Consider the following 11,377-nt stretch of genomic DNA (forward strand, 5'->3'; position numbering starts at 1 on the left):
ATGTTGTTCTAATAGAAGGAGGGAGATCATGAAAAGAGCAGGATTATTTGTACTTATTCTTTCTATCTCATTGGTGTTTGGATGTAATGAAAAAGTAGAACTAGAGAGAGGAAGTTTAGAGCAGAGTCTTGTTATAACTGAAAAAAGTTTGCCGGATACCTTTGAACAAATTGCTACAGAGTACGATAATCAGAAGTTTGTCGTCGTAAGAGTCAATAACACAGAGGACTACCAAGAAATGTGGAGACAGTTTCAGATAAAGGAAGAGATCGTAGCCGTGAACATGGAGGACAAGGATGTTTTGTTTTTAGGACTCTTCGAATCAAGTAGCTGCCCTTATGACATTAGTGATCTATTAACCAATACAGAAAAGCATGAACTAAAAGTTTACTTTGCTCCGATAGATAGAAATTGTACGGCAGACAGTAGTCCAAGGAATTTTGTAGTTAGCATTGATAAAGATGTTTCTGAAGAATTATCAACACTTGTCTTTGTTAACCATTCTAAACAGATTTTAGTACCTATAAGTGATAAGTAACCAATTTCCCGAATATCTATGATATGAAATATTTTGTTTATAAGGAAATGTGAAACGAAAATAAAGATGATAAATGGTCGTTTTATTTAACATAAGAGGAGTCATTATATGAAAATCCATGATTTCATACTTGAATTTAACCAAACATATCCTGAACAGGAGCTTTACAGAGTCGCAACAGCAACAGAAATTGCTTCATTTGAGGACTCACTCGGAATTCCACTTCCTTCATCGTTTAAAGAGTTTCTCATGACTTTTTCTAACGGAATTTTGCTATTAGGGTGGGAACCTATAGGGGGCGTCAGTGAAGATTCCCCTTGTTCATATTTACGTCACTCTGAGCGAATAATGTATGACCTTCCATCAAGAGTTTTAATTGAAGAGACGAATGAACTCGTAGATTCCGACCGGCTTATCTCATTAACGATGTTCGATGGGGGAGAGAGTTCAAATGATCATTGGGCACTCATTTGTGAAGAGGGTCTCCCTAATAACGAATATAGGATAGGTTATATAGGTCAAGACAGTAAATCTATCGTAAAAGTTGTTCGGAATTTTGAAGAATGGTTGGGCATCTTTTGGGAAGGAAACAAGAATAACAAGGATAGTGAATTTGCAATTCCAACGTTCCGTGTAATTTACCCAGATTATGATGAACGTGGCAGAATATTGCATGAGTGGTTAAGATAATTATAGTTTGAATAACATTTAGTAATAGTTATCTTACGAAGGTTAAATGTTAAAAAGTATTGTTAAATATTTTAAAAATCCTGAAAAAAGAAGGATTATTTAAATTGGAATCAGAATTTGGGAGATATGGAAAATTTCCAAAAAGAAAGCAGGTGATGTTATGAGCAAGGTTTTGGCGTTAGTAATCTTGGGAATGGGTTTTGCTGGAGCAGCTATAATTAGTACGGTCCCGGAGCTGTTCGAATCTCCAATTGGAGAAGAGACGAAGATGGTCGCTGCCACCTCTACAGTAGTTTTCGTGGTGCTCACTATCTACGCTCTAAAATTGCGTCGGGGATTGGATAACAAAAAAGAGTGAAAAACTCAGTGCTTAAAAAGGGAGTTGCCCTCGGAAATCGACAAAAGGCTTCGAATTTCACTCATTGCTTTTTGTCTTTTTATTTTGTATTTTCAATTCCTTCTGTGTGAATTTATGCTCAAATATCATTAAATCTGCATCCATCTTTTGGAGTGTCGGTTTATATGGCATTTTTGACACCTCCATAATCTGTTGGTTTTTCTTACATATTATTGTAATTATAATATGTAAGAAATATAATATATTTCCTATATTTATTCTACCTAATTAACTATATAACTATTAATAAACAAATCGATTACCCTTCAATTTTGCCTAGAACGGAGCAACTTACATATGTTAAATAACAGAGTGAAACAATTTACGGACACTTATCAATTATTTGAAAAAGATGTAATTCAACAAACACAATTACAGCATCGTATGACTTTAGTTGACTCTTTTGAGATTAAAAAAGGAATGCACGTCTTAGAGATCGGTTGTGGACAAGGGGATACAACGATGATTTTAGCCGATGCAGTTGGGGAACAGGGTCATGTAACAGCAATTGATATTGCATCTGGTGATTATGGTGCTCCTATGACATTAGCTAGAGCACATGACAACATCAAGGATTCTGTACTTGGAAAGAGTATAACATTTCGCTTAGAAACGGATTTTCTAGATTATGAGATTCAAAAGCCCGTTGATGTTATCGTTTTATCTCACTGTTTATGGTATTTTAAATCGAAAGTTCAATTAGCACAGTATTTCAAGAAAATGCATGCGATTTCTCCGAGAGTTTGCGTAGCAGAATGGGATTTAACGTTTACAAACATTGCGCAACGTAGTCATTTTTGTGCTGTGTCCATTTTAGCGTTATATTCCACCTTTACTGAAAATGACGGGAATATTCAAAATGTCTTTAGTAAAGATCAAATCATCAAGATTGCTAAGCGGGCAAACTACCATCTAATCAAGCAAGATGTCGTAGATGCTTCCTTTTTACAAGATGGCGCATGGGAAGTAGATTATGCTAACAGTATTGCATCATCATTTAAAAACACGCCAGAAAGCATTCATATACTTGTTCAAACTTACTACGAGGTAATGAATCGCATTCAAGAAAGAGAATCTCTAAATAGCTTTGTTTGCATTTTTGAAAAAAGGTAGTGCTCTAAATAGCTTTTCAAACTAAAGTTAGAATTTTTTTCTTGGGCATTTTTCTCATAAAAGCTCTATCAACTAATCCTAGCTAATGGTTGGCAGTATGGCTTATAGTCATCTCAGACGAATTAATGATATGAATAATTATCAGAAGGTAAGGGAAAGGATTTTTTACTCTTTAAAAATATTTTAGTTTACATAATATAAATTATACTAAGTTGCGTTTCATTGAAAAAGTATACTTTTAATATTGAGATATTTGAGAAAAAATAGTTTGAAATGCTGTATTTTATAGTTTTTTATTTTTATCGTTATTCAAAGGTTTTATAACATCGTTTTATTACTTACATTATTTATTTTTATTACTTGCTGTTCATCAATTTATACCTTGTATTTGCTTATTATTTTATCTATCCATGCTATGCTTAGTTAGATCATGATTTTTCTGTTCACTATCAGATTTATGTTTCGCTCATTCAGTTACATATCATATCTATAATATCGTTATAAAAATACTGCCAAAAATGCTCTTTCTAGCAGCTTTAATATGTTTGGGCTCTTAATACCTTTCTATACTCTTAAAACAGCTTACAGCATAGCTTAATGCGTTTTATTGTAATATTATAAGTTAAAAGAACAATTTTGCAGCTAAAGGCAGTGACTTACCTTGACTACAAGCATACATAAACGATTAGCTTATTTAGCTCTAACTTCCCTACTTGTTTTTCTGGGATTAGCTTCCAGGTCATATGATCATCTTCTACCTAATATTATCGCCATACATATCGGTGACATGCTATGGGCAATGATGATCTATTGCGGCATGCGCTTTCTATTTGCTAGTAAACCTCCTCTACTGGCAGTATTTTTAAGCTTATCCTTTTGTTTTATTATTGAATTCAGCCAACTATATCAAGCTGAATGGATTAATAGCATTCGTGAGACAACTATTGGAGCTTTAATTCTAGGAAGAGGATTTTTGCTGGTGGATCTATGGAGATATACAATGGGGATTGGTTTGGCTTTTCTGATGGACTTTATCCTAATCAAGTACTTAAAACCCTAAAAAAATTACCGTTTATATCTGGTTTGCAAAAAGAGGAACCTTCATAAAACTAACGAGTTCGGTTGATGGGGAGAAACAAGTAAAAGCACTTAAATTACTGAGCGCTTTTTAACGAAATATTCTAATATCCTTATTTAACTGCCGCGCCCGTTTGGAGAAAAAAGGTGAAGCTTATTCAACAATTATGGAATACTATTTCATCATTTCAATATCAACAAAAAAGACAAGAATGTAATATGTTTTTCCCTGTTGCTATGCCTTATGTTTCTTTTTATAATCCCACCAACCAATAAACAAGCCTAAAAACATTCCTATAATTCCATAACGTAAAATCGTTATAAAATAATCAAGAAACGATTTATACGTAATTATCTGACCACCGTCACCTACCTGTTGAACTTCTTTGTAATTAACAAATAAAATGGAAACAGCCAGTCCGAACACTAACCCATACAGACCTGATTTTCTTAATACTTTTTCCATAGTTCTCCTATTTTCATTCTCCACAAATATCCCCTCGCAAGTCTATTTTGTTTTAATTTTATAAAACTTAACTTAACATATATTTCCTAATGTTGAAAGATTCCTTGTATTCCTTCTAAATTTTTCATTCCAATATCCAATTAGCAAGTGTTTTAACAAGTGAATTAACAAAGGCACATAAATTTATTTGTCTTTGTTAATGTCTGCGCTAATTGAGGTCCCCGTGCTTCTGTATAAAGCATCTATTTTTTGATATAACAACAAAACAGGGACACTAATTCATATGCGAATTGTATCCCCAAAAGGTGTGTTTTTTATTATTTTCTCACCATCAACCGAACCCGTTATCATAAAACATAGGCTCCTCTTTTTTTACTGATAGTGTCTCTTCCTCTTAATCCTAGCAAACTAAAATAAAACAATATACATGTAATCAAAAGCATGGCATAGAAACTTATGGAATGATGCCAGGTATTCTTTAATTCCATCCCAAAACTCATTCCACCTTGTTCTGCAGGTAAAACAGAATATAGTGATACTTCTAGCATCCACCTCTCTATTCGACAGGAGCTAATATCATTTAATCTATCTTTTCTAATGTTATAGCTTGTACCATGACTGGGGCGCTTTCGAAAGTCGTTCCGTCAAAGCCTATTTTCACTTTATCTCCAGCATTAAATTTTTCTGTTATATCATCCGGTATACCTACGCTCACAGAACCCGATAACTTTGTACCAGTTGATTCCTCGATATGCACCATCAAACTCCCGGATTCATAAACTGTTTCAACTGTTCCAGTAAATGTCGCTTCCACATTAGAAGTATCCGAGTTACAAGCGACTAATAAACAACTAGAAATCAAGATCAATAATAGTATCCCTGTCTTTGTTCTGGAAATCTTTTTTATACATGTTAATAGATGCATTCATTCACCTCTATTTTTCATTTTCATGTGTTCCGCAGTCCGTTAACCATAAAATTCCATATGTTTTTTATCCATCTTATAATAATCTAACCTATCCTGCAAGGTGCCTGTATGGAATTCGAATTTATGACCATCTGGATCGGTAAAGTAGATAGATTGCTTATCTTTCTCATCTCTCGTCCGCCCAGGTAATATATGTACTTGTAACTTTCTAAGCTTATGAACTGCCTCTTCGAAATCCTGCTCCAATACCGTGAAAGCAATATGAGTATAAGAATCCTTTATCTCATTTCTAGGTATGTCCTTTTCTTCATTCAACGCAAGCCACATGCCATTTAGATCAAAATAAGCAGTAGTTCTCCCTTTTACTAATAGCTTCGCCTCCAAAACATCTTGATAAAAGGCGATTGACCTCTCTAAATTTGAAACAGAAAATAATAAATGATTTAACCCCTTAATCATCCTGCTCCCTCTCCCTTTCTTATGAGAATGTGTAGATCTTTATAAAGAGTGCACATATAAATATCGTTTACTATCTCTTAATGTAGACAGCATATTCTTTCGATTACCTTCTAGGGAATAATTTAGCTTTTCTCTGTTTTTTAAAATTGATTGTATGGTGACTTCTGCAGCGTCTTCTATAAATTATTCAGGCTTCTTTCCTAGATTATGTGAATTATCCACGAACAGAACATTTGTTCTCACCTCGAGAATTTCGTCATTTTGAAGGAAGAGTTTGATATTATAGTCTGATTCAATTCTATATTTTGTAATATTAGGCCTACTATTTTATTCTACAATAACTTTTTATTTAGGCGCATCTGTCTCCTCCTATTGATTTATACCGATTAGCAGATAGCCAAATACTAGAATGAGAATAAGAGCACCTGCTCCACCCCATATTTTTTTCTTTTCTTTCTCTTTTTCTTCTTTTTAAAGTAGTATCTCTACTTAACTATTCTAGTAAATAGTAAAAAAACCTGCATAAGCAGGTTTTCATGTCAATTCGGTATAAAGGTTTGAAAGAATTCCACCATCATCGTACTTGCATCTGGACCTAGTGGATCTGTATAAGAGCCGACTGAGCTTCCACCCGGCCATGCATGCCACATATTCTGCACTAAGATGCTCTTCATCCAGACCTTATTATCGTTAGCCTTATAGCTATTAATCGTATACGGCTTTCCAACTGGGACAACATTTTCTACCTGATCCGGCTGATTGTCAATCCATCCTCTAAACGTCCCATCTACAACTAAGTCATTCGTTGCTGCCCATTGGGAAATCACTTGTCTCGCATTAATCGGATACACCACATTGTCTAAGGCACCTTGGAACACAATCACCGGCATATGCTTTGCGCGGGACCCCATCGAATGATAGGCAAGTGTTCCTTGCTGTATCTGATTTGGACCACCATACACCATGACATGTAAAGAAGTAAGGGCACTAGTAGCTGCCTTATATTCTAGTCCTGCCACAACCCCAACTCCTGAGAATATATCCGGGTAGGTGGCTTCCATAATGACACTCATCGCACCACCGGCTGAAAGTCCAGACACGTAGATTTGATCATTCTTAATGGAATACGACTGTCTCACTTGATTAACCATACCTGCTATAACCTTTGGCTCCCCGCTACCTCTTGATTGGTGGGCTGTATCGAACCAGTTCCAGCACCTATTCGCATTCGCATCAGTGCTTTGCTCAGGATACAACACGAGAAAGCCCTTTGCCTCTGCAAGAGCATTCATTTTTGTTCCGATAGAAAAATCCTCTGCATCCTGACCACATCCATGCAGCATCACATATAGTGGGTAGCTCTTCGCCCCGTCATAACTACTTGGCACATATACCTTATAGTCCTTTCCTTCGTAAGTACCTGAAACAAAGCTTCCATTGGCATTGGTTACTGTAGGATGATAGAGCATGGTACTGATAAACAAAAAACAGCTTGCGAGTAACCACTTACATGTCCTCTTTCCCAAAAAACTCACTCCTTTCCAGTATTGCGAGACATTTTACTAGAAAGCAGTTACAAATGAGTTACAAGCTTTTCACTAACTCTAATTCATCTCTAATCGGGATTCCGTCATTTCCTAGGTGAGGAATGGAGGGCTTTCGAATTCTCGCTTTCTCGACTGCATTTGGATAGAGCTTGCTAAGTTTATAGCCACGCTTTTGATAGAAGCGGAGAGCGTGTAGGTTGTCATTCGTCGTAATTAACTTCACTTCGGTACAACCTGCTTGCATTGCCAGCTGTTCAACCTCCTCGATCAGACGGGAGCCGAATCCTTTCGACTCTATTAAACTATCCAAAGAAATGATTTCGCATGATTGGTGTCGAATTTCAAAGGTTACAAGGCCAACGATTTGCTGCTCCTCTTTTACAATAAACCCATCAAGTGCTGCACAGTCATAAACACCTGTCGAGACGACCATCTCGCTGCTCCCCCAATGCTCTATGAAAAACTTACGTACATCTTCTCTATGCTCATCTCTAATTCTGTCTATGTGCATATCCGAATCCCCTTTAATCTATGCCTACAGCTTCGCTTCTATATTCTAGACGTACTACATCTCTCCAGACGCCGTTTAGTTTGCCCATTCTTTGATGGGTGCCGATCACTTGAAAGCCATGCTTCTGATGAAGCTTGATGCTACCGATATTTTCAGGAAATATCATCGATTGGATCGTCCAAAACCCATTCTTTTCGCTTTCTTGTATGAGATGGTTCAAAAGCTTGCTTCCGATTCCTTTACCGGCCGCATTCTTCGATAGATAGATACTAACCTCTGCCACGCCTCTGAAGGCTTCTCTGCTGGAAATTGGACTTAATGCCACCCAGCCGATCATCTCATCTTCTATCCTCGCTACAAATCGGCATGCCTTCGTATGCCCCTGATCCCATTCCTCCCAGGTTGGTACCTCTGTCTGAAAAGTAGCATTCCCAGTATCAATCCCCTCCTGGAAGATTGCTTTCACATATTCCCAATCAGTATCCTTCATTTCCCCTATCACAACTGAATCGTTCATCGGTAGTATTCCTCTCTATTATCTGAAATATGTATAATAATAGAATAATTATACGTCTGTCCTAAACAGAAAAAAAGCATTTCCTTTCTCCGATTAGAGAAAAGAAGTGCTTTCAATAGGTTTGCAAGCTAAACATAAGACCAAGATATACTGCTCCTATGACAGCGATGCTTACTAGGAACGAAACAACTGGAGAAGCCTTTATTCGAAAGCTTAAAACATTGATTGCCATCAGCAAGATTGCAAAAGCAAACATCGCAAGACCAGGAAAACCTAGCTGAAAGCCGATTTGCTCAAAGCTCACAAAGGATAAATCCAAATGATAGAACTGTAGGACATTCTCCATGATAGGTAGCTCCGTCAGATTGTGCAGTGGCTGCTGCTGGCTAAGTGCTCCGGTCGCTGAAAAAATAAGCAGGATGATGATCGATTCAAGCTTCGTCCAAGGTCTCGGATCCGCCTGCTCGTTTCTTCTGATTCTTCTTTTCATTAGCACCCCGTTTACCACTGCATATAAAACTAGTGGAATCATGAGCACATGCTTGATTAGCAGACTATGACCATAAGGCACTAACCAAGAAGCAGGATAATCACTGTATTCCATCGAATAGCCCATTAAGGATAGACCTGTAATAGCGATGATTGCTAGGCAAAAAATAGCGGTAATATGGAACCAATCTAAAAACGAAAGCCAGTTACGGGTATCTTTACTGAACCAACCAACGATGAAAACAATCCCTACCCAGACTACTACCGTCAAATAATGAGAAAGATGGGTTAGATAACCTGGAATCCCATAGACAGCGTTTGCATGACTGGTCCAGCTGAGTACGGCAATCAAAAGAAACACCAAGCCTACTCCTAACAAGTGATATACCAAAGAATCTTGCTTTCTACCAATAAGAAGATAGATTGCAATAATAACAGATAAGCAAAATGTAACTAGCCAGGCTTTCCCCACCTCAAAGGTAAATAATATGGTTGTCAGGACATAGCTAAAAGAGTAGTCTCCTAGCAAGAAAAAAAGAATGGATAAGAGTGGGATAAAAGAAAATACCATTATCCCAATTATCCCTGAAAGCTTTGCCCAGAAAGGCACTCTAATAGTCGGCTTTAAATCGCCCGGTAGCGCTTGAAGGATAAAGCTGCCCATTAGGATTGCTAAACATACATATACAAATGCTTCTGCGATTATACTGACTAACAGGATCATCTCTTCCATCTTCCCAAAAAGAATGCTAGTACTACAATCGTCACGGCAAATAGGACATAATATATCCAAGCGTTCGAACTCTCTTCTTCAGAAATGTCTGTAGAGGCTTGTTCATCCTCTATGACAGTGTCCTCTATAATTTCTGGTAAATTCTCGGCGTCTTGGCTAAATGGAATGACCCCTTGAATAGGATGACCGTCCGCCCCTATAATGCTCCATTCAATTATATAAGCACCATTTGGAATGCCTTCTACTGTTCCAGTCATTTGACGATCGGTAACAGTGATATTTTCAATTGGCATCTCGTCTCCCTCTTCATTTATTAAAGAAAAAGAGCTTGTCTTTTCAATCTTTCCCTCAAATGTTAAAACGATTTCTTGCAAAGCCTCTTGTATGACTTCTCCCTCAGCTGGAACAGAGCTTTCTAATCCAGTGTGAGCATTAGCAGGAACTGTGAGTAGAAAAAACATGAAGAAGAACAGAATCATACTATAACTAATTTTTTTCACTACGAAACCTCCAAGATATTCTAATTACCCTATTATTTATACCATAATTTTCGTATCATATGGTGTAATTTGAATTTTAGGATAAGCTAGGGTACCATGAAGAGGAAGAATAAAGAAGGAGAGATGACCAATGGCAAAATCAGCCGCAAAGCGTAAACGGATGCACAAGCGCCGCACAACTGGTAAGGATGTCACGAATTTTAGAGGAGAGGCGGCTTTTAGCTTACATGTAAGAAAAACGAAAACGAAGCAAGAGCGTCTGCTACAAATGGAGAAGAAACATAAAAAGCATTTCCAAGGCCCAAGACCTGATGGAAATGCTTTTTTATTCTTTAGAAGCCTCATTCATTTTCCAACTATATAGGATCGTTATTTGCTCTGCTGTTTTAAGGCATCGACATATTGTTTTGCTTCTACCAAAGATAGACCCAACGAATCCCTCACTACTTTTACAGCTTTCACATCTTTGCCCTCGTTTATCAGCTGTTTCAATTCATGATCTATTGGCATACCAGTTTGGTTATACATTTGGTTTAACATATATTTTAAACCTTTGACTTGACCAGTAAGCTTTATAACTGCAGAGAATAAAAACACAATTAGAAATAGCGTCATCACTTCAATAAAATTAAATTCCACGAAAATCCCCCTCAGTCATAAGAAATATCTTATCATTATACAATTTTAGCAGAAAACTTCCTTTCCCATACACTTATACGCTCCTAGACTAACTGGAGAAGTTCTCCGAAAGAATCTACGACATAGTCTGCTAGAGAAAGCTCGTCCTCCTGTGCAAAATCAAAACGAACCCCAATAGAGACTAGATGGTTATCCTTCGCAGCCAATATATCGGAGGAACGGTCTCCCACCACATAACCTGTTTCTATATGATTTTTCTCTTTCACAAGAGTAACGAGCTCAGATTTGTTCCCAGAAGCGATTTGCTCAATGCTATAGACAATCTGAATATAACGGTCCAGATTAAAAGTCTTTACGATAGCGTCTAGATATTTCTGCTGACCATTGCTTGCTATGTAAAGGGGATATCGCTTACTAAGCGAACAAAGTGTCTCCTCCACCTCCTGATAGAGTGCACCTTTGTTCTTTTCTATTAGGGAAATCAATTTCTCTTGGAATATCCTATTACTTTGAATCCGTTGCTTCTCTGAATGTTCAGGGCATAGCGTCTCCCATACTACACCTAACGGAACTCCCATAATATCTCTATACTTTTCAATTGGTGTCTCCCCCAACCAGTCTCCATTCTTACGCAGCACATCAAAGGTAGCCTCAAGAGCTGGCTCTAAAATAAGGTTTGTTTGAAATAATGTTCCGTCCATATCAAAAATAATTGCCTTTGTCATTTTCTCACCCCTTCTCACTATAGAACGTCTATCAAGCCTTAAAGGGTC

General features: G+C 37.2%; 16 protein-coding genes. 6 read left to right on the forward strand and 10 right to left on the reverse strand.

The window, feature by feature from the left end; all coding sequences use genetic code 11:
* The first annotated feature begins 28 nt into the window (after positions 1 to 28).
* From AC1ECF_RS03150 to AC1ECF_RS03170, 5 genes are all read left to right on the forward strand, one after another.
* On the forward strand, positions 29 to 538 hold the full coding sequence (locus tag AC1ECF_RS03150; protein ID WP_480387937.1) for a hypothetical protein: 510 nt from the start codon (positions 29 to 31) through the stop codon (positions 536 to 538).
* A gap of 108 nt (positions 539 to 646) precedes the next feature.
* Positions 647 to 1,228 (forward strand): SMI1/KNR4 family protein, encoded by a 582-nt coding sequence (locus AC1ECF_RS03155; RefSeq protein ID WP_480387938.1) that lies wholly within the window; start codon positions 647 to 649, stop codon positions 1,226 to 1,228.
* A 160-nt stretch (positions 1,229 to 1,388) separates the two neighbouring features.
* Complete coding sequence (locus AC1ECF_RS03160) at positions 1,389 to 1,586, forward strand: hypothetical protein (protein WP_480387939.1); 198 nt, start codon at positions 1,389 to 1,391, stop codon at positions 1,584 to 1,586.
* A 336-nt stretch (positions 1,587 to 1,922) separates the two neighbouring features.
* Positions 1,923 to 2,738: an SAM-dependent methyltransferase gene (locus tag AC1ECF_RS03165; protein WP_480387940.1), complete on the forward strand. Its 816-nt coding sequence runs from the start codon at positions 1,923 to 1,925 to the stop codon at positions 2,736 to 2,738.
* 661 nt (positions 2,739 to 3,399) lie between these two features.
* Positions 3,400 to 3,798 carry a ribosomal maturation YjgA family protein gene (locus AC1ECF_RS03170; RefSeq protein WP_480387941.1) on the forward strand — a complete coding sequence of 133 codons (399 nt, stop codon included), beginning with the start codon at positions 3,400 to 3,402 and terminating at the stop codon, positions 3,796 to 3,798.
* A gap of 252 nt (positions 3,799 to 4,050) precedes the next feature.
* On the opposite strand, the gene AC1ECF_RS03175 is transcribed toward AC1ECF_RS03170, so the two are convergent.
* The 8 genes from AC1ECF_RS03175 to AC1ECF_RS03210 all read right to left on the reverse strand — a co-directional run bounded on the left by AC1ECF_RS03175 (position 4,051) and on the right by AC1ECF_RS03210 (position 9,965).
* Positions 4,051 to 4,281, reverse strand: a complete 231-nt coding sequence (locus AC1ECF_RS03175) for a hypothetical protein (protein WP_480387942.1) — start codon at positions 4,279 to 4,281, stop codon at positions 4,051 to 4,053.
* Between the two features lie 580 nt (positions 4,282 to 4,861).
* Positions 4,862 to 5,206: a hypothetical protein gene (locus AC1ECF_RS03180; protein ID WP_480387943.1), complete on the reverse strand. Its 345-nt coding sequence runs from the start codon at positions 5,204 to 5,206 to the stop codon at positions 4,862 to 4,864.
* Between the two features lie 42 nt (positions 5,207 to 5,248).
* Positions 5,249 to 5,668, reverse strand: a complete 420-nt coding sequence (gene fosM / locus AC1ECF_RS03185) for a FosM family fosfomycin resistance protein (protein WP_480387944.1) — start codon at positions 5,666 to 5,668, stop codon at positions 5,249 to 5,251.
* A 539-nt stretch (positions 5,669 to 6,207) separates the two neighbouring features.
* The gene (locus tag AC1ECF_RS03190) at positions 6,208 to 7,194 is read right to left on the reverse strand and encodes an extracellular catalytic domain type 1 short-chain-length polyhydroxyalkanoate depolymerase (RefSeq protein ID WP_480387945.1); all 987 of its coding nucleotides are present in this window, start codon (positions 7,192 to 7,194) and stop codon (positions 6,208 to 6,210) included.
* A gap of 58 nt (positions 7,195 to 7,252) precedes the next feature.
* Positions 7,253 to 7,726: a GNAT family N-acetyltransferase gene (locus AC1ECF_RS03195; RefSeq protein WP_480387946.1), complete on the reverse strand. Its 474-nt coding sequence runs from the start codon at positions 7,724 to 7,726 to the stop codon at positions 7,253 to 7,255.
* Between the two features lie 13 nt (positions 7,727 to 7,739).
* Complete coding sequence (locus AC1ECF_RS03200; RefSeq protein WP_480387947.1) at positions 7,740 to 8,243, reverse strand: N-acetyltransferase family protein; 504 nt, start codon at positions 8,241 to 8,243, stop codon at positions 7,740 to 7,742.
* Between the two features lie 112 nt (positions 8,244 to 8,355).
* Positions 8,356 to 9,456, reverse strand: a complete 1,101-nt coding sequence (locus AC1ECF_RS03205) for a copper resistance D family protein (protein ID WP_480387948.1) — start codon at positions 9,454 to 9,456, stop codon at positions 8,356 to 8,358.
* Positions 9,453 to 9,965 (reverse strand): copper resistance CopC family protein, encoded by a 513-nt coding sequence (locus tag AC1ECF_RS03210; protein ID WP_480387949.1) that lies wholly within the window; start codon positions 9,963 to 9,965, stop codon positions 9,453 to 9,455. The genes AC1ECF_RS03205 and AC1ECF_RS03210 overlap by 4 nt, the downstream gene beginning before the upstream one ends.
* 130 nt (positions 9,966 to 10,095) lie before the next feature.
* Between AC1ECF_RS03210 and AC1ECF_RS03215 the strand changes: the two genes are divergently transcribed.
* Entirely contained in the window at positions 10,096 to 10,329 is a 234-nt protein-coding gene (locus tag AC1ECF_RS03215; RefSeq protein ID WP_480387950.1) for a hypothetical protein, read from the forward strand.
* 5 nt (positions 10,330 to 10,334) lie between these two features.
* On the opposite strand, the gene AC1ECF_RS03220 is transcribed toward AC1ECF_RS03215, so the two are convergent.
* On the reverse strand, positions 10,335 to 10,604 hold the full coding sequence (locus tag AC1ECF_RS03220; protein WP_480387951.1) for a hypothetical protein: 270 nt from the start codon (positions 10,602 to 10,604) through the stop codon (positions 10,335 to 10,337).
* Positions 10,605 to 10,687: 83 nt separating this feature from the next.
* On the reverse strand, positions 10,688 to 11,329 hold the full coding sequence (locus tag AC1ECF_RS03225; protein WP_480387952.1) for an HAD hydrolase-like protein: 642 nt from the start codon (positions 11,327 to 11,329) through the stop codon (positions 10,688 to 10,690).
* Between the last annotated feature and the right edge of the window lie 48 nt (positions 11,330 to 11,377).

This window comes from Psychrobacillus sp. Z3-81, assembly GCF_056620325.1.

What these genes read in the sequence shown, in the direction of transcription:
- AC1ECF_RS03175 (WP_480387942.1), bottom strand. Translation starts at nt 4,281, where the DNA reads ATGGAAAAAGTATTAAGAAAATCAGGTCTGTATGGGTTAGTGTTCGGA.
- AC1ECF_RS03225 (WP_480387952.1), bottom strand. Translation starts at nt 11,329, where the DNA reads ATGACAAAGGCAATTATTTTTGATATGGACGGAACATTATTTCAAACA.
- fosM (WP_480387944.1), bottom strand. Translation starts at nt 5,668, where the DNA reads ATGATTAAGGGGTTAAATCATTTATTATTTTCTGTTTCAAATTTAGAG.
- AC1ECF_RS03155 (WP_480387938.1), top strand. Translation starts at nt 647, where the DNA reads ATGAAAATCCATGATTTCATACTTGAATTTAACCAAACATATCCTGAA.
- AC1ECF_RS03150 (WP_480387937.1), top strand. Translation starts at nt 29, where the DNA reads ATGAAAAGAGCAGGATTATTTGTACTTATTCTTTCTATCTCATTGGTG.
- AC1ECF_RS03205 (WP_480387948.1), bottom strand. Translation starts at nt 9,456, where the DNA reads ATGATCCTGTTAGTCAGTATAATCGCAGAAGCATTTGTATATGTATGT.
- AC1ECF_RS03165 (WP_480387940.1), top strand. Translation starts at nt 1,923, where the DNA reads ATGTTAAATAACAGAGTGAAACAATTTACGGACACTTATCAATTATTT.
- AC1ECF_RS03200 (WP_480387947.1), bottom strand. Translation starts at nt 8,243, where the DNA reads ATGAACGATTCAGTTGTGATAGGGGAAATGAAGGATACTGATTGGGAA.
- AC1ECF_RS03195 (WP_480387946.1), bottom strand. Translation starts at nt 7,726, where the DNA reads ATGCACATAGACAGAATTAGAGATGAGCATAGAGAAGATGTACGTAAG.
- AC1ECF_RS03180 (WP_480387943.1), bottom strand. Translation starts at nt 5,206, where the DNA reads ATGCATCTATTAACATGTATAAAAAAGATTTCCAGAACAAAGACAGGG.
- AC1ECF_RS03160 (WP_480387939.1), top strand. Translation starts at nt 1,389, where the DNA reads ATGAGCAAGGTTTTGGCGTTAGTAATCTTGGGAATGGGTTTTGCTGGA.
- AC1ECF_RS03215 (WP_480387950.1), top strand. Translation starts at nt 10,096, where the DNA reads ATGGCAAAATCAGCCGCAAAGCGTAAACGGATGCACAAGCGCCGCACA.